Genomic DNA, 20,896 nt, shown 5'->3' on the forward strand with positions numbered 1-20,896 from the left:
GGGCCCCACCAGAAAAAAACGCGGCGTCAGCTTCGACCTGCGGTGTGATTCGCATCCCGCCAGGCAGCCTCCGGAAAAGATTTGTCCAGCGAATCCTGTCTGTCGGATTGCGCCGCCGCATCCGTGGGTCAGTAGGTCTGATCGGCAACAACACGGGCCACCGTTTCCAGGGACCGCTTGAGCGTGGACAGGCTGACGGAGCCGAGTGCCAGCCGGATGGCATGAGGCACATGCGCTGACGTCGCGAACGGATGGGCCGTCGACACGGAAATGTGCTCGTGCATCAACGCCATCGCGATCGCGTCTGCCCGAACCTCCTGTGGCAGAGGAAGCCAGACGAAGTACGACGCGGGATGGCTGATCCGTTTCAACCCGCCCAGGACTTCAGTGGCGAGGCCCTGGCGCAGCGTGGCATCCCGCCGTTTGTCGGCTTCAAGCCTGGCCACGGTGCCGTCCTCGATCCAGCCGCAGGCGATAGCCGTCATGGTCGCCGGGGTGTTCCAGGTCGTTGCCCGGATGGCCCGTTCGAGCCTGGGAATCCATTCGCGCGGGGCACAGACGAAGCCGACGCGCAGCCCGGTCGCGACACTCTTCGACAAGCTCGACACATAGACCGTCGTCTCTGGAGCAAGCGATGCCAAAGGAGGTGGGGCGCCTTCCGCCAGGAACGCGTAGGCCGCGTCCTCGATGAGCATCAGTCCATGATGCCGGGCGATGGCGACCAGCTCCCGACGTCGCCTTGCGCTCATCACCCAGCCGAGCGGGTTATGGAGCGTCGGCATCGCGTACACGGCGCGTACTCGCCGTCGCCTGCACAGCGCCGCCAATGCGTCCAGATCCGGGCCGTGCCCAGCGGCGGGAATTGGGGCGAGTTCCAGCCGGTTGGCCTCGGCGGCGAGCTTGAATCCCGGGTACGTCAGGGCATCCACGGCCACCACGTCGCCGGGCTCGAGCAAGGCCATGGCGGTCGTCGCCAGCCCGTGCTGCGCACCGCTCACGAGCAATACGGTTTCAGCCGATGCCGCCAGTCCCCGGCTGGTCAGGTGGCGCGCCACGGTCGCCCGCTCGTGCTCGCGCCCGCCGTGGGGCTGGTATCGAAGCAGGGCTTCCAGGTCGCCTGCGGCTGCGAGCTGGCGAAGTGCTGCCCGGAGAAGGTCTGCCTGATCCGGCAACGAGGGATAGTTGAAGCTCAGGTCCACCGTGTCAGCGCTCCAGGCATGCAGATCAATGCCTTGACCGCGAGGGAGCGCCTCCTTGACGAACGTGCCGCGACCCGTTTCTCCGCTCACCAGACCCATCGCTTGCAGCTCCGCGTAGACGCGCGTGGCCGTGACCAGCGCCAGTCCTTCGCGAGCGGCGAGATCGCGGTGCGTTGGCAGTCGCGTCCCGGGACGCAGGCGGCCTGCACGGATGTCGGCCGCGAGGCTGTCGACCACTTGTTTGTAGCGGGGCTGAGGCATGCCTCAATGTATCCATGACAATTATTTGATTGTATTGATTATCGGCTCTACCATGGCTCAACACAACCTCTCCACCCGCACGAGGACGCCATGCATATCGCCATCCTGACCTTCGAAGGTTTCAACGAACTCGACTCGCTGCTCGCGCTCGGCATCCTCAACCGGGTCAAGCAGCCCGGCTGGCGAGTTTCGATCGCCAGTCCGGCGGACAAGGTGCGTTCGATGAACGGTCTGGTGATGGAGGCGCAAGCGTCGCTAAAGGACGCTTGCGGCGCGGACGCTGTGTTGGTGGGTAGTGGGATACGGACCCGGGACGTCGTCGCCGATCCAGCGTTGATGTCGCAACTGAGGCTCGACCCGACGCGCCAGTTGCTGGGCGCGCAGTGCTCGGGAACGCTCATACTTGCCAGGCTGGGCCTGCTGGACGACGTACCGGCCTGCACGGACCTGACCACCAGGCCGTGGGTCGAGGAGGCAGGTTTGGCTGTGCTCAATCAGCCGTTCGTGGCCAGGGGAAACGTCGCGACCGCCGGCGGGTGCCTGTCGTCGCAGTATCTGGCGGCCTGGTTCATCGCACGTCTGGAAGGCGTCGAGGCTGCACGTAGCGCGATTCACTATGTGGCGCCAGTGGGGGAGAAGGAGGCCTACGTGACGCGCGCGATGGCGAACATTGCGCCGTTCCTCTAATGCGCACTGAGTTTCGACGCAATTCGATCTCCCTATGATCGACTGCCGATAGCAGACCGGCGATTATCAAGCAATGCGACGGAATCTAAGATGCCTCCGTGGTTCGGGTTCAGCCCGAATCGATCCACTACCGTGCCATTGGCACACCAGATCAAGGAGCATCGCAATGGATATCCGTACAAGGGGCACGAGGATTCACGTCAGGGAACAGGGGGACGGCAACCTGGCTCTCCTGTTTCTTCACTACTGGGGCGGATCGTCCCGTACATGGGATGGCGTTGTCGGCGAGCTATCGAGCCAGTACCGGACCATCGCCACCGATCATCGTGGATGGGGCGATTCGGACGCGCCCAACCACGGCTACACAATTGCCGATCTGGCGAACGACGCACAGGATGTCATCGAGGCACTGAATCTGCGAAACGTTTGTGAACGTCTCCTGCCCGTCGCGGAACAACATCGGAAGTGATGGTTTGATCGTCGGCTCCGGGTCGGGTTCGGCCGACCGCATCGGACAGCAGTCGGCCATCTGCGGAAGTTGGCCGACGCTTTTGCACAGATGTTCGAACGTCGGCCCCGCTCAGACAACGGACCTTCGCGCCCCGACCACCCTCGTTTTTACGGCCAGTGGCTCGTGCTTTGACTCGGACTTCGCACGCGATCATGCTGGTCGGCTCATCAGTGACACCGAATCACCGTATGAGGTCGTGGGCTGGAAAAGATGGTGGGGGCGGGAAAGAATAGAGAATGCCTCGATCCCTGAGATGCGCACGGCTTGCCAAACAGTCCAATAAACTTCGATTACTCTTTGTGAGAGTCCAACCCAACGGCGGAGCGTCCGCTATCCCACACCTGGTTTTTGAAGGGGAAACAGAATGGTGCACCGCGCGCGTTACGGGGCCGTGGCCCAATTCTTCCACTGGACCACGGCAGTCTTTGTTCTGGCCGCCTTCACATTTGGCCCCGGAGGATCCGAGCAGCGAGTATACGCACACGCCCGCGACTTCGACCGGCAGCTTCATGAGACTTTGGGGTTGTGCGTATTCGCGCTCGTCGTAATGCGCGTACTGTGGCGGATAGTCGACACGCAACCGGATCCTCCCCAAGTTTCGTTTTGGATGAGCGTCGCAGCGAAGGCCGTGCAATGGACGCTGTACGTGTTTCTCTTTGCGCTTCCGCTCACCGCTATCACCGGCGCGTGGCTCGAAGGGCATCCCCTGACGCTCCTCGCGGGACCGGAGATTCCATCATTCCTCGGAATATCGCGCAACGTAGGCGCGACCCTCGCAACGATCCACACCTGGCTAGGCGATGCGATCCTGTGGCTCGCGGGATTTCATGCGCTCGCCGGGCTCTACCACCACATTGTCCTGAAGGACGGCGTTCTTGTCTCGATGCTTCCGCGCTGGCTTCCCCTGCGGCGATCGAACGATGATTAAGGACTAAATGACTGCTTCGGGTGGCATCCGAGGTTCGTCATGAGACCGGGTTCGGCCAGGAAGCACCTTTCGCTCGTGCCAGCAGGCGGACATCTGGACGGCCGTTCCGCGCGCAATCTGCGCAGACACCTCTGCTCGTGTGGGCCTACGCCCTCTGGTTGCCTGCGGCAGGCGTACGATAAACAGCATGGACCCGTTGGGGGAATGCTTGATTGATGGAGAGCCGACATGAGACGTCTTTATTTCCTCGTACCTGACACGACGACCGCGAAGGCGATCGTAGACGACTTGCTGCGGGCGCGGATCACATGGCGACATATCCATGTCCTCGCGAATCACAGTGTCGCACTCGAACAGTTACCCGAGGCATCCTTGCTGCAAAGCAGCGACGTCGTGCACTCGCTCGAACGCGGCGTGGCGCTCGGCGGTGCGACCGGCGCGCTTCTCGGCCTCGTGGCGCTGGTGTATCCTCCCGCGGAGCTCGCCATTGCGGGCGGAGCCGTCGTCGCATTGACGTTGGCGGGTGCCGGCTTCGGGGCCTGGACCGCCTCGATGATCGGCGTCGACGAACCGAATGCACGACTCGAGCGCTTTCGTGGCGCCATACGTGACGGCCAGCTCTTGATCATGGCCGACGTGCCTGGATCGCGAGAACATGAGATCGAGCAGATGGTCGCGCAGCATTTTCCGAATGCCGATCTCGAAGGCGCGGAGCCCACGACACCGATCTTCCCCTGAGAAGCAGTCGAGACGAGGCCATCGGCGCCCCTTTTGGGGTCGACTGCAGCCTGTTGCAGAAAGGCCGAGGCCGGGTCCTGTAGTTCCGCGGGCTCTGCTAAGGGTCGCATCAAGGCAGGCGATGTCGTGAACCCACGATCGTGTCTGCAAATTTCGCGTCAATGAAGCCGCCACCGATTGTCCGTCATAACCAGACGAACTTTGGACTCGACAATATCGCAGCTGAAGACAACTGGATCTGTCCGACCTCGCCCGTCATCCGATCCAGAAAGATCAGTCGGCCGTCCTCGGTCCCGACTGCCACGCTATCCCAGCCACACAGAATCGGATCTGTAACTCGCGCCCCTGGTCCAGTGTTGAGGGAATTCGACGTCCAGACAGGAGCGCCCGAACTCCCATCGAGCGCCACCATGAAAACGTTTCCGACGCTGTATTCTCCAGCAGCGAAAATAACGAGATCGCGTTTGTTATCGTAATCGTGGCAAATGACCGGGACGCCGGGGGACGGAGAGGAAGCCTCCCACAGGATATTCCCCCCGATAGCGTCGAAAGCGTAGATCTTGCTTTCCAGGCTTGTCGCATAAACAACATTGCGCGCGACGACAGGCCGATTGAAGTTGAAGTTATCGATGTTGACGTTCTCCCAGACTAGCGAACCGTCAACCACTGACCTCGCTCTTAAACTCGTGGTATTCAAGTCGGCGTAGTAAACGATATCGCCGTGGACCGTGTGTCCGGTAAGAGGATAATCCTCCTGACTCCAGATCTGCTCACCTGTTGTCGGGTTCAAGGCCTGTATCGAGGGGGCGATCATTGTTCCGACAATCAAGCGATACGGTTGATCGTTCTGGAAAGCGATCGATGCTGGAAATTGCACGCTCCCGCCCATGGGCCTCACCCACCTCACGTCGCCTGTGGCGTCGTCTAGCGCGAACATCGATCCCTGTCCCGCTGGTGTCCAGTCGGTCCCCGTGCCGACGAACAACACTCCATCTGCGTGCGCTAGCGAACCGGTCATTTCCTCGCCAACACTGAATATCACAGGATCCGGGAGAGGACTCACAGGCGCTCCCCCCGAGTCAAGGGGCGGGCCGAACCTGTAGATGGTGCCATCGGACGCACCGGTATAGACCCGGTGATACGGTTCGTCCAGATCTCCCACCGGGACGGGTGAGGCGACAAGACCGAGGTCGATAGCGCTTGCCCGGATAGTGCCAAAGTCGACGTTGTCCGCGAACAGACTGCCGCTCGTCACATACAGGATGCCAGATATACGCGCCATGACGCTCTCCTACCTGAGGACGAAGCCTCGCCATTATCGTAAGTACACGTCCCGTACTCGACGATCGTTATTCACAGGAGAGCTGCCAGGCGAATGTCCACGCATCGCATGTTCCGGCTTGCGCGATTATGTATCCAGTACTGCATGACAAACCAACCTCGCCACTCTCATATTTCGCTACAGGAGAGAACGACACGAGAGCCGTTTTTTTAAAGGCGGGTGCTACGGCGAGTTGATCGGAGCGGTCGGCCATGATGCAGGTACCCGCAATCGACGAAGAGTTCAGGCCGAACGTCCGAAGGGGTCCCTTCTGTGTACGGCGTCAACGACGGTGGCCGGCGGACAAAACAATTGTCGCCGCGCACTTCTGTCATGAACCCACAATCACTCACGCTGCCGCCGCCGGACTACCGCAGCAATGACGGGTATCTCGCGTGGTTCCGGCAGAAGAGTCCAATAAGCGACGTACGCAACGACATCCTGATCGGCCGCAATGGCCACTACGTTTCCATCGACCCCGGCTCCTACGTGGATCTCATCGATCCGGCCAGACACCCCATCGCGGTGGTCCAGATCACAACGGGAACGCTGCTCGCGGTCTCGAGCGGAGCCGACCCGGACGAAATGCTCGACGCGTGGAAGCGAGGCGGCAACGTGAAAAGCGAGCAGTGGAATTATGCGGTCGCCCAATCCTCGACAAGGCCGCTCGCCGTCGTGGTGAAGTCTCCGCGCGGCAGCGTCGCAGGCGACTGGCCAAAGCTGCTGGCAGCGTGGCTTTCGATCGGCCCTTCACCTGAAAGGAGATTGTCGGGAATGCGCCGCACGAAGGAGCCTCTGCCCGAGTACCTTGGAACAAAGGCAGGTTGACTGGGCAAAAGCTGCCGCTGAAATAACGCCTGGAGACGACGCGCGCCACCAGGCGAGCGCAGATTTCCGGCGAAATGCCACCGATGCAAGTAAAGTGAATGGAGGCATTGTGTTGTCTGCGGGGAGGAGAAAGGTGGACGAGACAGGCGTATTCACTCCGACAGGGCTTTCGCGCTACGTACCGCGGCATCTGTTGACGGCGGGAAAGTGCGAGAACCCGAGTGCGCGCGATTTCGAAGGTGTTGCGATGATAGTGGACATCGCGGGCTTTACCGAACTCACAGAAAAATTCGCCCGCGAAGGTGTAGCGGGAGCCGAACGCCTGTCAGCGATTCTTGACCGCTACTTCGGAAGAATGACCGGAATCGCGATCGCGCACGGTGGTGATGTTTTGGACTTCGCCGGTGACGCCATTCGGGTGATATGGCAATACGATACGACATCGAATGAGGCGGCGCTGCTCGCCGTGCAGTGTGGCTTGAAACTACAACGTGCGCTACCTGAAATCATGGTGGAAACGGGTGCGCAAATGCGTCAACGGGTCTCGCTCGCAGAGGGCAAACTTGCGCATCTAACTGTCGGCGGTATCGGTGGGAAGTGGTATAGCCTTACTGCAGGCGGTCCAGTGGCCGAGGCGGCCAAAGCCAATCATAAAGGTGGTGCAGACGACGTAGTGGTATGTGAATCCTTGTGGGGCAAGGTAAGGGGACATTTTGACGCTCGACCGCTGCTTTGCGGCGGTGCTTCAATTACGGAAGTACGCGACCCCGTGTCGGTGCCTTTAGCGCCCTCCTGGGAGCTCAGTCCACCACCTGGCATGCTGGAAGGTTTTCTCGGTCAACACTTTCTCGAACGCATGCGCATGGGGGGCGGCCGCTGGTTCGGAGAGTTTAGAAACATCACCGCGCTGTTCATCGGCCTGTCCGGCGTCGATTGCTCCCGCGACAATGCGCTGAACGATCTGCAAGCTGCGGTAGAGTGCACGCAAAGAATACATGAACGTTTTGGCGGTGCACTCACCGAGCTTTCTGAGGATGACAAGGGGATCACGCTACTCTCGGTATTCGGCTTACCACTGATGGCGCACGAAGATGACGCGGTTCGCGCGGTGGCCGCAGGGCGAGCCCTTGCCGGCGCAATGCGCGAGCGCGGAATTGCGGTCAGCATGGGCATCACCTCGGGACTGGCTCTTTACGCCGACCGCGGCGGCAACGAGCGCCGCCATGCGGGACTGACGGGAGGGGTGATGAACCGCGCCGCGCGGCTCATGACCGCTGCACAGGGCGGCATATTGTGCGATAAGTCAACCCGCGATGCAGCTGCGCGCGAGTTTCAATTCGAGGTGCGTGACCCTGTTTCGGCAAAGGGGTTCGCTGACGTTGTCGCCGTGTGGCAACCGCGGGCAGGCGTGGCAAGTGAGGGACGTTCATTCGAGGGCGTATCTGTCGGCCGCGAGATGGAGGCCACGCAATTGGCCTTCGCGCTCGATGGGGTGGTCGCCGGTCACGGCGATGCTATCTCTTTATGTGGTGAGGCGGGCCTTGGCAAGACACGACTCATCGCAGATATGGCTGCACATGCGCGCGAGCGGGGAATTTTGGTGATCTGGAGTGCTGGTTTTGCGTTGGAATCGATGTCGGTTTACTACGTTTGGCGGCACATCCTCGCACAGCTACTTTGCGGCTCGGGCAAGTTCGACCCGGCACTGGCGCGCCGTGTCGCTGCAAATCTTGTTGCGGACGACGAATGCCTTACTTCCTGGCTGCCACTCCTTAACGACATCATACCGTTCCAATTTACCGATACCGAAGTCACGCAGGAGATGGTCGGCCACGCGCGTGCCGATGGCTTACGAATGCTCGTTACAGCACTTGCTTCGCGCTCGTCACGCAACACGCCTGTATTGCTGATCGCCGATGATTTGCACTGGGTCGACAGCGCGTCTGCGGCGTTGCTTTTGGAACTCGCGATCGCGCGACCGCAGGGCCTTTTACTGCTGGCCGCCACACGACCTCTCGACGACTCCTCCGCTGTTGAGGTGCATGGAGTGGTGCGCGAGTCGCGCTGCATTCACCTACCTGGTCTAACGCGAGTGGCGTTGGGAGTGTTGATAGCTGAACGTCTAGGTGCTGCGGAGGCGACGCACGAGCTTGTAGATTTCGTAGTGGGGCGCAGTGGGGGAAATCCGTTATATGCCGAAGAGGTTGTTTCGGCGCTTCAAGTTTCAGGTTATATCGAAGTGACAGACGGTGTTGCAGCGTTCACCGCCGAGGCTGCTAGCGAAGCCGATGTCATGTTGCCTGAGGGATTGCGCGGCGTCATCGTCAGCCGGCTCGATACGCTTGGGGCCGCTGAACAGCTCATGCTGAAGATCGCGGCAGTAGTTGGGCAAGAGTTTTCGCTCGACATGCTACGCGATCTTTTTCCTGGCGCCCGAGGTGCGGCAGATCTCGTAGCATTGGCGCGGGTGCTTGAGCGTGAAGACGTAGTTTACCCCGTAGGTGACCAGAGTGACCGCTACCGCTTTAAGCACGTACTGCTGCAGGACACGGTGTACGAAATGCTGCCGTATGCGCTTCGCCAGGAACTGCATCGCGATATCGCGGACTGGATCGAACGCAACGAATCCCATGATCTTGAGTCGCACTTCGCAGCACTGGCGGTTCATTGGGAACGCGCGCTGAAAATCGCCACTGCCGTCACGTACCTCGAGAAGTCTGCAGACCTTTCATTGAAACACTATGCGAACCGTGACGCCATCAGGCAGGCGGACCGAGCGCTCAGGCTCGCGAAAGAGCATAAGCTGCCGCCAGATCGAGGGCGCGAGATGCGCTGCGAGGCGATTCTCGGGACAGCTCATAACGAATTGTTTCAGTATGGTGCGGCCAGGCATCACTTCAATTGCGCCCTGGTGTGCGCCGGCAGACCGGTGCCGCGTTTCGCCATTTTGATGATCCTGGACGTTGCCTTGCAATTAGCCCAACAATTAAGCGCGCGTGCGGGCTTTATGCGCGGCCGGAGCGCAGATCCGCTGCTGCCCTGGATCTCACAGATTCATGAGAAACTCAGTGAAATCGCTTATTTCAACAGCGGAAAGCTGTCTCTTCTGCATGCGACGCTGACTTCCCTCAATCTTGCCGAACGCTCCGGAAGCGTGCGTGAGGCGGTGAAAGGATTCGCCGCCATGGCGATCGGCTTCGCCAGTTCGGACCAACGCTGGCTATCACAGGTCTACAACCGGCGTTCACTGGCGTTGGCCGAGGAACAGGGTGGTATCGAAGACATCGCATACGCCAACATAGTGAGTGGCGTCTACTGGGCGGCCGACGGCCACTGGGACCAGGCCGTGGAGTGTTTGACTTACTCGGCATCACTCTATGCGCGCCTCGGCTCAATCGAGCGCTGGCAACAATCGATCGGGGGGCTGTGCGCCGTTGCTCTGGCGCGGGGGCAATTGGCGAATGCAAAGGAATGGTTGGACAAATTGCGTCCTGCTCGCCATGACATGCCGGCACAAATAGCGGCTTACCTGCATGGCTTTGATACCTGCCTCGCCCTGGCGCAAGGAGGGCGATTGCAGGAGCTTGTGACCCGTCTGGGCAAGGTGATTGGCGCGCGCGAATTAGCGCAGTTTGATCGAATATTTTGCCAGGGATTGATCGCGGCCTCCTATTGGCGACTAGGCGATCGCGCGCGCGCTATCGAGTCGGCTCAAGCGGGTCTCGACAACTTGTCGGCGGGCGTGCCTGTGGCCTGGTACATCACCGAGGGAATTGCCGGTATTGCGCAAACTCTAATCGATGCGTCGGCGTGCGGATTGGCTAGCCGGCGTGACGCGCAGCATGCGTGTCGTATTCTTGCGCAATACGCGCGCGCTACGAAGGTGGCAGCGCCGCGCGCTGCGTTGCTTGCGGGCCGAATGGCGGCAGCGCGACATGATAGACGTTGCGCACTCCTATGCTGGCATAGGGGCCTCGTCGCCGCACGCGCGCTCGGCGCGGGCTATGACGAGGCGTTGCTACTGTATGAACTCGGCAACCACAGTCCGCTCGGTAGCTCCGAGCGAACCGAATTTTTAGAGCAGGCGCGTGTTCAACAAGAACGCATTGGAGCGCCGCTTTCGCACACATGAGAACACCGCCGAAGATCCGGGATCGAAAAATCGATATGCCTCAGCGGTCATTCTCGCCCTTGATTACGAGCGGATATCCACAAATCGCACGCGAAGCCTGCATGCCGCCCATGACTGCCGCCTCCACGCAACCGGCATTCAAGCCCGTCTTGAGCCAATCGCCTGCGAGAAAAAGATTGCTGAAGCCGGATTCCTCACTCGTTAGTCGGTGCCGTGTGCTACCCACTACCGACAGCACGTAAAGCTCGGAAGGGCTGACATTCGCGCGCCAATACTGTGCGTCGAAACGCGCTTCTCCACTATTGTTACTCGGGTCGATCAACACATGCCAATCGAACGAGTTCTGTGTCGCCACGGCGGGCCATAAGTTAAACGCCTGCTGCTGCAGTTGGCCACGCGCGCTCAGTTTTACTTCTCCCGTGCAACGCGCGAGGAAATCGGTATCGGTAGGGGGCGGAAAATCAGGAGTAGGGATTGGACTGCAAAAGTAAGAAACGTTTTGTGGCACGTGATCAGCGGGCCAAGCTTCCCGCGCCAGCAATTGATTCATCGGCGTCGAGGTGTCGAAGGGCTCGCTGAACGAGCTCAATATCGGTTCCTCTCCGCCGGAGCCGAAAACAGCCCAGCCGAGTTCTCGGATACTCTTGTTCAGCCATATTTGATAGGCCCGCGTCGCAGCCGTCCTGACGTTATCGCTGGCCGCTTTGAGGGCGGCGCTTTTCTCCAGGAGCTTCGGGCAGACATGCGGCAGGGAGCCGACCGACAGTCCGAAGATAACCTTATCGAAATCCACTCCGCGCTTTAGCTGCTTAACCGGCAGCGGCTGGTCAAAGTGCGCATTATAAATTTGCGCCCAATCGCTCCAGTGGGATTCCAGGTTTACGTCATTGTCCTGCAGCAAGCGCGCCTGATCCGCGTCGATCTGCTCATAGTTCGGGGAGCTCGGCCAACATTCCAGATCGGCGATATTGACCAGAGGGTCGTATTCCGTTTCGCCCTTCGCGAGGGACACCTGTTGGGTTATCAAGATTTCACCCACGCCATCGGCATCAGGAATCAGCTCCTCGACTTTGTGGAAGAACTGGAAATTCACGCCACGCTGCTTCAAGACTTGATACAGAGGCGTGAACACTGTGTCACCCATGCCAGCCTGCATTTTCCAGATGAAGCCGCCGTGATAACCGATGGCGATTCGTAAGATGCCTCGCAGCATCGTTCCGGCTTCGATGTTCGGGCGTTTTGTGTCTCCATCGATATAAGCAAACACCAGGTCATAGAGACCCCGGACCGGCGCAGAATTAATCGTGTAGGCTTCGTTGGCGCCGTGTTTGCGCAACCAGTCGCGATATTCGATGTCGTTGATAACGTCGAAGCCATTGAGGAAGACGCCGTCGACGTACATGCCAATAAGGCTCGCCGCGGCGAGATCAATGGAAATGAAGAGGCGCCGCGCTGTGTCGTCAGTGTCCAGACGATGGGTGACATGCTGGAATAGAGAAGCCTGAATTGCCTGCAACCTGGTGAGTAGAAGCTCGTGAACCGGTTCTCTTCGGAGATGGAACGCTTCGAACAGGTGCTCCGCGAATGCCAGGACGCCTTCCCCAATACCTGCGAAGCCCCTGACGCCCTCTTCAGGTTCCGCTTCGGCGGCGTTGTGCAAATGTTGCCTGAGGTCTTCCAACCATTGCCGAATCCACGCTGTCAGGGTTGCCAATATATTCGGAAATGTTATTTCCTCGTTATGTTCCCCGGGGACGCCCGGTTTCTCCGGTATTGCGATCGGCCAGAACTTATAACTGTCCCCGATGCTCTCAGTGAGCACAATGAAATTCTGTGGCTTAAAGGCATCCTGCCAGGTCGCAAGCGGCGCAGAGGCGGGGCGATTAAGGGCGCCGTAGGCCTTTTGCATGAGGGAAAAGCCGTTGTCATAAAAGCCGAACCACATGTGCAGGCCGTGCTCTTCGATGCGCTGCCCCAATTTAGCGTTGCGTCCGCTCGCACATTTCCCACCCAGGCGCCACCCCATTTGGTAAACGGTTATGTCGTAACGGTCTCGCCAATCTGGCTGCTCGGTAAGAAAAAACGCGGCAGTCATCGCGGCCGGACCGCCGCCGAGAATTGCGATTTTCTGCGGGCCGGCTGCAGTGGCCTGGAGCAATTCTTCGCCGGCTGCGACGGTGAAGTCCATATTGATATGGAAAGGTAGTAATACAGGCTGCGTTCCGAGCTGGAATCCCAGAGTCTCATCCAGCCGGAAAGTGTCAAATTTATGCAACGTGCACGCATATGTATAACCAAGCAACTCGGCGCTGTGCACCTCGTCGACTGTAGCAGGGGCAACGACAAGTGCCTGGTACACCGCCTTGACACCACTGGCGTCTGGGAACTGCTTGAGAAATATTTGATCGACGTGCGATTGTAAAAGCATTAATTCCAGATCTTTGAATCCTGCTTCGTCAAGTGCAAATAGTTCCGGCTCCGCGCGCAGAATTTTCAAACCTTCACTTATAACATCGAGAAAACCACGCATTGGCCGATGCGCTTTCTCCGTATTGGTCGCAGTGATCTCTATCAGAGGATGGATGTTTAGCTGTGTTTCCGGGCTGTAGGGTTCCCAGCCTTCGGAGGAAATATTAAATGCCAGCGGATCTTCTCCTGGTTCTGGCATGCCGAATTTGCAGATGCTTTTTGGATAGCCAAAGATTTCACGGCCTATGGAAACGGCCATTGGCACGTCGACCCAAATGTAAAACGGGTAGAGAAAGACGCGATGCAATTTTTTGACGCCGTTATTCTCCTTGATTTGCCCAACCAGGATCCAGGTGACAATGTCGGTTTCCTTGCCCCAACCCTTGTTGTAATCGGCGGGGAAGCTCGATTGGGCATGGTTCACGCGCGTGAATGTCAGCATTACGTAAGGAGAGAGTGCCTGAAAAATCATCTGATTGGCAGCGACCCGATTCAGTGTCCCGTCGATGGTTGCCTGCAACTTTGTCAAGTCGCCTTTGATGAAAAAGCCATACATTTCCGATGCGTTGAGGTGCATGGGCGTATGCTGCAGCGGTGAGCCGCTTGTGTAGATGTACATCGGGCGTTCCGTCATTTCTCTCCCTCCTCTGGGGCACCAAGGACGGGTCCGGTACTGGTGCATTGTGGGCACGTGATCCAGGAGTAACCGCCGCTCATAGCACTATAGAAAACACCCAGGTTCAACGGCAACCCCAATCGCCGCAAGCCGTCAAGCGGCAACGGACGCTCTGATGGGAGTTCAATTGCGTTACCCCGTTCGGGACGTCTGCCTATGATCGATTCGCCAGTCGATCGCACACGGACAGGAAAGGTCCTTCACAGTCGGTTGGCGAAGGTCTGCTGATCGACTGCGCGGTGATGACGTTCGCAGAAGCAAACTGATCGACAGCAACCGGTCGTAAATTTGCCCACGCTGGCAGTGAAACCCCGACATCGGCAGTCGCGGAGGTGCCCTTCCTGCAGACTGGAAGGGCGACCCTCACTCATGTCAGGCCGCAGTTAGCGAGTCCGCGCCTGCCTTATAGGGAAGGTCCCAAGTCTGCCACCCTCCTGGCGGCGCCGGCCATCTCATATGCGCGGCGGTCGTAAGCGGTCCGACGTTAGGTGGACGGCGAGTATCAGTGACATACGGTCGTGCCGATGCAGCGCTGTACCGCGCGAAGCGGGAAGTAAAGGGACGTGGAACTAAAAATCCCCAAAACCCACTTCTGGCGGTTGCCCTCCACCGCAACCCCCCGCCAATGCTGGTGTCGCGAGCATCCCATTTTTCAAGCCTCTTTTCTGCAAACACTGCACTAGCGCCATGCATTAGCAAAGGTATGGGAAAGCGCCCAGAAAATGTAGCTGGATGGCTCAATTTGGCTTGCTACTCTGCAATCCATGCATAAAGCGCCGACGAGTACCGGAAATCGGTGCACGAATATTCGGCATATCGCGCAATAAACGGTGACTTGTTCGCCTTAGCTGTCTCATGACGTTTGCCCCCGACTTTGTGCCGACAGCTCCGTCATGAAACTGGCTGAGGTGTGCGGCCAGGGCGAACGAGGCCTTCGAGTGCAGGGGCTGTGAAGGATAACGAGTCGAGCACTTCGATTTTTTGTACTTGCCTTTTGGGATGACAGAATGACCCCAAACCTGACATTCGCCCCAGAAGGCGTAGTCCAGCCGGGCGCAATCAGCGCGGAAGATGTTTCCGCGGTAGCAAAGCCCATCGCCGTCTCCGGGACCGATATTCTTACGGTCAGGAACCTGTCGAAAATCTTCGGGCCGAAGCCCGAGCGCGCTGCCGAGCTGATAAGGCAAGGTCTCGGACGAAACGAAATTTCGAGCAGACGGGAAACATGGTGGCAGTCAACGACGTCAGTCTCAGCGTCAAGGCGGGCGAGATTTTCGTTGTCATGGGTCTCTCCGGTTCCGGCAAGTCGACGCTTGTCCGTCTGCTCAATCGACTGATTGAGCCAACGTCGGGACAAGTCATTCTCGAAGGCCGCGACATTGCGCCCATGTCCGCACTGGAATTGCGTGCCAACCAGGGCCCTCATGCAACGCTTACGATTGCAGCGCGCCGATTCCGTTCAGGCCATCAAACAATTCGGTGTGCAGGCCGGCCAACGATTCGTCGCGCCGGCTGCGCGGCCGGGGTGTGGCGATTGCGATGTCCCGCACAAGACGTCCCGCGCCGGCTCTGCCGGATGGCGCGAGCAATAGTACGCGATCCGACAGATAGAGCGCTTCGTCCAGATCGTGTGTGACGAGGAGCGCCGCGGTGCCGTGCGCAAGCGTCAGCGACAGCAGGAGATCCTGAAGACGAGTGCGGGTCATCGCATCGACGGCGCTGAACGGTTCGTCAAGCAGAAGCAGATCGGGTTTCGGGAATAGCCCGCGTGCGAGCGCGACGCGCTGTGCCATGCCGCCGGATAGTTGTTTTGGCAGGGCCTGTCGCGCGTCGGCAAGACCCACCTCGCCGAGCAGTTCGTCCACGCGTGGATCACTGCCGCGCCGTGGACCGGCAGAGAACGCGACATTGTCGGCGACGGTGAGCCAGGGCAGCAGACGGGGTTCCTGGAAAATCACACCAATTCGCGCCGAGGAACCGCGCTGCGGCACACCATCCAGCCAAATCTCGCCGCTGAAGTCGCCGTCGAGGCCTGCGATCGCGCGCAACAGCGTGCTCTTGCCGCATCCGCTCGGCCCGACGAGGCTGACGATTTCGCCGCGTTGGAGCGCGAACGTCACGCCGTCGAGTACCGTACGGCCGTCGTAGCGTTTGCCTACTTCACGAACCTCCAGCAAGGAACACGCGGGGCGCACAAATGGGATCACCATACGCTTTGCGAAGCCTGTTGAGTGGCGCCCGCATCGCGCCACGAAAGCGTCCGTATTTCGATCGCTTTGAGGATGCTGTCGCTGACTTTTCCGAGCAGCGCGAGCAGCAGGATTGCGCCGAATACGAGATCCGGGCGCCCGGTTTCGCGGCCGTCGCTGAGCAGATAGCCAAGTCCGCGGGTGGCTGCGATCAGTTCCGCTGCGACCATGAACATCCATGCGAGGCTCAAGCCCGTGCGCAATCCGGTAAAGATTTGCGGCAGCGATGCGGGCAGCAGGATGCGACTGAAAAGTGCGCGCCGGCTTAGTCCGTTGATCTCGCCGAGTTCGATCAGCTTTCTATCGACGTCGCGAATGCCGGCCACCACGCTCAACTGCACGGGAAAAAACGCGCCGATGGCGATCAACGTGATTTTCGGGGCTTCATCGATACCCAGCCAGAGCAGCAGAATCGGTACCCATGCAAGCGACGGAATCGCGCGTAACGCCTGAAAGGTCGGGTCGAGTAGCGCATCGAGCCGCCAGCTCAGTCCCATTGCGGCGCCTGACAACAGCGCGAGCGCAGAACCCAGACCGAAACCGGCGATAACGCGCATGCAACTTGCACCGATATGTCGGCCGAGCCGTGACCCACCCATCTCCCACAGCGTCTGCGCGATTGTGCTGGGCTCCGGCACCAGATGGGCCGGCAAGACCGACAGCCGAACCAGCACTTCGACAAGCGCAAGCAAGACGAGCGGCAGCGCGAGGCCGGCAATACGCCAGCGCATTAGCGGATCACGCCGTCCTCGCGTAGTGCGACCCGCCGGCCCGGCCGATGCAGCGTTGCCAAATGTGAGGGAATCGTCGGTAGCCATGGCGATCGATCGACTGCGCGGCTTATCTGGCAGCGTTGGCCGCGATGACCGCCTGTGCGGCATTCGAATCGATCAACGCGTCGATCACCTGATTCAGATCGGTGCCCGGTTTGACCAGCTGCTCTTGTGTGAGAAGTGGCGCTGCGGCCTTAAGTGCGGCGACCTGCCTCGCGCCCGGTTGCGGTTGACTGAAATCGTTGCGGCTCAGCTGCAGTTTGGCGACTGGAAGAGAGAGCTTTGATTCTTCGGCGACGATTTTTGCTGTTTCGTCGGGATGTGCAGCGATCCACAGCCGTGCCTTTTCGTACACTTTCAGGACGTGTGCCAGCGTGTCGGGATGTCCGCTGATGAAGTCTTCGCGTGCGTCCAGAAATCCCCACGTGTTGAAGTCGACATTGCGGTAGAGCAGGCGAGCGCCGTCGTCGATCTGCGCGGCGGCCATGTGTGGATCGAGCCCCGCCCAGGCGTCGACCTGACCGTTCGCGAGCGCGACGCGGCCGTCCGGATGCTGCAGGTTCACGATCTCGACGTCGTCACGCGACAGCCCGGCGGTGTGCAGTGCACGCAATGTAAAGAGAAACGGATCGGTGCCCTTGGTGGCGGCAATCTTCTTACCCTTCAGATCGGCGAGGGATTTGATGGAAGAATCCTTTCGCACGACCAGCGCGGTCCATTCAGGCCGCGAGAAAATATAGACAGCGCGAATCGGATTGCCGTTCGCCTTACCCAGTACTGCAGCAAGACCTGCTGTCGAGCCGATATCGATTGCACCGCTGTTCAGATATTCGAGCGCCCGGTTGCTGCCGAGACTCAGCACCCATTTGACCTGGGTATGGTCCGACGCGAGCTCCTGTTCAAGCCAGCCGTTGCGCTTGATGACCAGACTTTCCGGTGAATAGTACGCGTAGTCGATTTTCAGTTCCGCGGGCGGGGCGGCTTGCGCGGCGCCCGACGCGAGGCCGACGATAGCCGCCGCTGTCGTCGCGAATAAGCTGAACAGCGTAACCGGCAGACGGCCTGGTTTTTTCACGAATGAACTCGGTGCTATGCCCCGGAAGAATGACATGGAATGGTCCTTGAAACTGTCCGGTTATGACCGGCCAATGTAACCAGCGCAGAGGTACAGGTGAACCAATAAAAGCTCACAACGTAAGCACTCAGCGCACTATCGAAGCTATGCCGCATACGGAGCGATATGCGCTTCATGCTTTCCCGCGCCACGGCACCAGACGTCGTTCGAACGCACGCATCCCGAGGTCGAAGGTCCACGCGATCAGTCCGATCAGCACGATTCCCATCACGACGACATCAGTGCGCAGAAAGCTGGATGCGTTCAGCACCATCTGACCGAGCCCGGCCGTCGCCGCCACCATTTCGGCGGCGACCAGCGTGGTCCAGCCGAAGCCGATGGCGATCCGCAAGCCTGTCAGAATTTCGGGCAACGCCGCTGGGAGCACCACATGCCGGACGACCTGAGCGAAGCTGGCGCCGAGCGAATACGCGGCGTTGACCTGCTCCGCCGTGGCGCTGCGGGCGCCGGCGCGCGAGGCCATCGCGATGGGTGCGAAGCAGGCGAGGTAGATCACGATCAGCTTCGCGGTTTCATCTATGCCGAACCAGATGACGACCAGCGGCAAGTAGGCGAGCGGCGGCAAGGGGCGATAGAACTCGAGCGGCGGATCAAGCAGGCCCCGTGCAATTCGGCTGACCCCCATCAGGATGCCGACGGTCACCGCTGTCAGGCTCGCGAGCGCAAATGCGCCGAACACGCGGATGGCGCTCCACATCAGGTGCTGGGAGAGCGGCAGACCGCCCTGGATGCGTCCGTTCCATGCGTCGACAAATGCGGACCACACCGCCTGCGGCGAAGGCAAAAACAGCGGGGAAACCCAGCGAAAGAATGTGGCGACCCACCATAACGTTGCAATGGCGGCGACAGACGCGATACTCAATGCGAATGTCGGACCTTCTCCCGGCAAACCACGCCGAGGCTTGCGATGCTGGGTCGCACGCCTCACGGCGGGGGAAGACGCCAACGAATCAATCGAGCTCATGACAGTGCCACTTCGCGCACTGCGTGCGGTTCGCCGTGCAGCCGTCGCACGAGGCGCTCGCGCCATTGGATGAATTCGGGTGACGACTTCACCGCGCGGGCATCAGGTGTTGCAAGAAACTGCCGCGCGAAGGGCAATTCATGACTCTCGGCGATTCGACCCGGCCCAGGCGTCATGAGGACCAGTCGCGTGGCGAGAAACAACGCTTCTTCAACGCTATGAGTGATGAAGAAAATGGTCTTGCGGGTACGGCCCCAGACATCGAGCACGAGTTCTTGCATCGATTCGCGGGTGAGTGCGTCGAGTGCGCCCATGGGCTCGTCCATCAACAGGACCTGGGGATCGCTGGCAAGCGCACGAGCGATGCCCACACGCTGCTGCATGCCGCCGGAAAGCGCGTACGCGCGTGCATCGGCGTGTTTGTCGAGGCCTACGAGCGCCAGCATGTCGCGTGCGATCTCGCGTCGGCGAGTGCGTCCGACGCCCTGGAACCGCAGTCCGAGCGCGACGTTGTCGATCACGTCGAGCCACGGCATCAGCGCGTACTTCTGGAAGACGACACCGCGTTCCGCCCCGGGGCCTGTGATCGGCTCGCCATTCAGTCGTGCGACACCCGTCGTCGGATCGATGAACCCTGCGAGACAATTCAGCAGTGTTGTTTTGCCGCATCCCGAAGCGCCAAGTGCGACGACGAACTCGCCGCTCTCTATCTGCAGATCGACGCCTTCAAGTGCGGCCATAGAGGCACCCTCATAGGTCACGCCGAGGCCACGGATCTCGAGCGTGCTCATTTCGCCGCTTGCTGCACGAAGCGGGGATCGACACCCGCCGAGTAGTCAGGCAGCACGTTCTGAATCGTGCCCTGCGACTTGAGGAATGCCGCCGTCGCCGCCAGCGACTTCGCGGCCCCGCCCTGCGCTCCACCGCCGAGCCAGGTGGGCGACGCCTGGTCCGCAAGCGTCGGGAACGCGTAGAGTGCGAGGCTTGCGGGTACGTCGGCGGCATTCGCACCCGATTCCTTCGCTACTCCCTCGACTTCCTTCGACCCGGCCGTCCAGGCGGATTTGTGATCGCGATATTGCGCGTCAGTGTCGGCCAGCACCTTGACGAGACCGACGAGGAACGCGTCATTGTCCTGCGCGAACTTCCGGTTCACCGCGAAACCGTCGAAGGTCGCCTTGCCCGATTCCCTGGCCACTTCTCCCGACGTGATCAGCACCTTGCCGTTCTTCTTCACTTTCGCGAGGACCGGATCCCAGATGTATGTCGCGTCGATGTCGCCGCGCTCCCACGCCGCCGCCACTTCCGGCGGGCGCAGATTGAGGATCTTCACTGTCGAAGGATCCACGCCGGCATCCTGCAGCGCGACGAGCGCGTGGAAGTGCGAGGTCGATACAAATGGCAGGCCGATCTTCCGACCCTTGAGGTCAGTTAGCTTCGTTACGCCCGAGCCGTCTCGTGCCACCAGCGCTTCCGCATCGTTGATGTTGTCCAGTATCCAGAACAGTGAGATGTCTACGCCTTGCGACAGTCCCGCCGCGATTGGACTGGAACCTGCCTCTCCAAGCTGGATCGAGCCCGATGCAAGTGCTCGGACCACGTCGGCACCGCTCCCAAGCTTGCGGTAGGTCACCTTGTAGCCGGTCGCCTTTTCGACGGCACCGCTTACCTGCGCGTATCGCCACGGCACCACCATGTCCTGATAGCCGATCACGACCTCGCGTGACTCAGCGTGTGCAACACCGGCCACCATGGTGAAGATGGCGATGCCGGCAGCGGTCATTCGCAACGAAGAGAAAAATGATTGCATCGGAGACCCCTGGTCCTTGTTGGATATGGTTAGGCGATCACTATAAGCAGTCCATCAGCCCGATCGTTCGAATCATTCCTGCATTGCAAATGACGCAGCAGCGACGTTGCTTTGCGTGTGATGTTGGAAGAGGAGCGGATGGCGTCTATAGCGTCCCAGGACGGGAGTGACGTTTCATGGGCATCGCTCGTCGCGATTTTTCTTCGATCGATATG

General features: G+C 59.9%; 15 protein-coding genes and 1 pseudogene. 7 read left to right on the forward strand and 9 right to left on the reverse strand.

Annotated features, from left to right (window positions below):
- Positions 1–128 precede the first annotated feature (128 nt).
- Entirely contained in the window at positions 129–1,460 is a 1,332-nt protein-coding gene (locus P3T23_RS12275; protein ID WP_429316428.1) for a PLP-dependent aminotransferase family protein, read from the reverse strand.
- 90 nt (positions 1,461–1,550) lie between these two features.
- Here P3T23_RS12275 and P3T23_RS12280 point away from each other — a divergent pair, with 90 nt between their 5' ends.
- The 4 genes from P3T23_RS12280 (at position 1,551) to P3T23_RS12295 (ending at position 4,324) form a co-directional block, all read left to right on the forward strand.
- A complete protein-coding gene (locus P3T23_RS12280; protein WP_429316429.1) occupies positions 1,551–2,147 on the forward strand; it encodes a DJ-1/PfpI family protein in 597 nt (198 codons plus the stop codon).
- A 166-nt stretch (positions 2,148–2,313) separates the two neighbouring features.
- Positions 2,314–2,616, forward strand: a complete 303-nt coding sequence (locus tag P3T23_RS12285) for an alpha/beta fold hydrolase (protein ID WP_429316430.1) — start codon at positions 2,314–2,316, stop codon at positions 2,614–2,616.
- A 406-nt stretch (positions 2,617–3,022) separates the two neighbouring features.
- Complete coding sequence (locus P3T23_RS12290) at positions 3,023–3,586, forward strand: cytochrome b (protein WP_429316431.1); 564 nt, start codon at positions 3,023–3,025, stop codon at positions 3,584–3,586.
- Between the two features lie 228 nt (positions 3,587–3,814).
- Positions 3,815–4,324, forward strand: a complete 510-nt coding sequence (locus P3T23_RS12295; RefSeq protein WP_429316432.1) for a DUF1269 domain-containing protein — start codon at positions 3,815–3,817, stop codon at positions 4,322–4,324.
- Positions 4,325–4,508: 184 nt separating this feature from the next.
- On the opposite strand, the gene P3T23_RS12300 is transcribed toward P3T23_RS12295, so the two are convergent.
- Positions 4,509–5,606, reverse strand: coding sequence for a PQQ-binding-like beta-propeller repeat protein (locus tag P3T23_RS12300; protein ID WP_429316433.1), 1,098 nt, complete (start codon positions 5,604–5,606; stop codon positions 4,509–4,511).
- Positions 5,607–5,978: 372 nt separating this feature from the next.
- Between P3T23_RS12300 and P3T23_RS12305 the strand changes: the two genes are divergently transcribed.
- Positions 5,979–6,473 carry a CSS-motif domain-containing protein gene (locus P3T23_RS12305; RefSeq protein WP_429316434.1) on the forward strand — a complete coding sequence of 165 codons (495 nt, stop codon included), beginning with the start codon at positions 5,979–5,981 and terminating at the stop codon, positions 6,471–6,473.
- Positions 6,474–6,606: 133 nt separating this feature from the next.
- Positions 6,607–10,605, forward strand: a complete 3,999-nt coding sequence (locus P3T23_RS12310; protein WP_429316435.1) for an AAA family ATPase — start codon at positions 6,607–6,609, stop codon at positions 10,603–10,605.
- A 40-nt stretch (positions 10,606–10,645) separates the two neighbouring features.
- Here P3T23_RS12310 and P3T23_RS12315 read toward each other — a convergent pair whose 3' ends face one another.
- Complete coding sequence (locus P3T23_RS12315) at positions 10,646–13,708, reverse strand: NAD(P)-binding protein (RefSeq protein WP_429316436.1); 3,063 nt, start codon at positions 13,706–13,708, stop codon at positions 10,646–10,648.
- Between the two features lie 1,049 nt (positions 13,709–14,757).
- Here P3T23_RS12315 and P3T23_RS12320 point away from each other — a divergent pair.
- A pseudogene (locus P3T23_RS12320) lies at positions 14,758–15,158 on the forward strand (ATP-binding cassette domain-containing protein); the annotation flags it as partial.
- A gap of 25 nt (positions 15,159–15,183) precedes the next feature.
- Here P3T23_RS12320 and P3T23_RS12325 read toward each other — a convergent pair.
- The 6 genes from P3T23_RS12325 to tauA form a co-directional block, all read right to left on the reverse strand.
- Positions 15,184–15,960, reverse strand: a complete 777-nt coding sequence (locus tag P3T23_RS12325) for an ABC transporter ATP-binding protein (RefSeq protein ID WP_429316437.1) — start codon at positions 15,958–15,960, stop codon at positions 15,184–15,186.
- Positions 15,954–16,817: an ABC transporter permease gene (locus tag P3T23_RS12330; RefSeq protein WP_429316438.1), complete on the reverse strand. Its 864-nt coding sequence runs from the start codon at positions 16,815–16,817 to the stop codon at positions 15,954–15,956. The genes P3T23_RS12325 and P3T23_RS12330 overlap by 7 nt, the downstream gene beginning before the upstream one ends.
- Before the next feature lie 22 nt (positions 16,818–16,839).
- On the reverse strand, positions 16,840–17,883 hold the full coding sequence (locus P3T23_RS12335; RefSeq protein ID WP_429316439.1) for an aliphatic sulfonate ABC transporter substrate-binding protein: 1,044 nt from the start codon (positions 17,881–17,883) through the stop codon (positions 16,840–16,842).
- Positions 17,884–18,019: 136 nt separating this feature from the next.
- The gene (locus P3T23_RS12340) at positions 18,020–18,871 is read right to left on the reverse strand and encodes an ABC transporter permease subunit (RefSeq protein ID WP_429316440.1); all 852 of its coding nucleotides are present in this window, start codon (positions 18,869–18,871) and stop codon (positions 18,020–18,022) included.
- Positions 18,868–19,662, reverse strand: a complete 795-nt coding sequence (locus tag P3T23_RS12345; RefSeq protein WP_429316441.1) for a taurine ABC transporter ATP-binding protein — start codon at positions 19,660–19,662, stop codon at positions 18,868–18,870. Before P3T23_RS12345 ends, P3T23_RS12340 begins: the two co-directional genes overlap by 4 nt.
- Positions 19,659–20,681 (reverse strand): taurine ABC transporter substrate-binding protein, encoded by a 1,023-nt coding sequence (gene tauA / locus P3T23_RS12350; protein WP_429316442.1) that lies wholly within the window; start codon positions 20,679–20,681, stop codon positions 19,659–19,661. The genes P3T23_RS12345 and tauA overlap by 4 nt, the downstream gene beginning before the upstream one ends.
- Between the last annotated feature and the right edge of the window lie 215 nt (positions 20,682–20,896).

Source organism: Paraburkholderia sp. GAS448 (assembly GCF_050435685.1).
GTDB lineage: Bacteria > Pseudomonadota > Gammaproteobacteria > Burkholderiales > Burkholderiaceae > Paraburkholderia.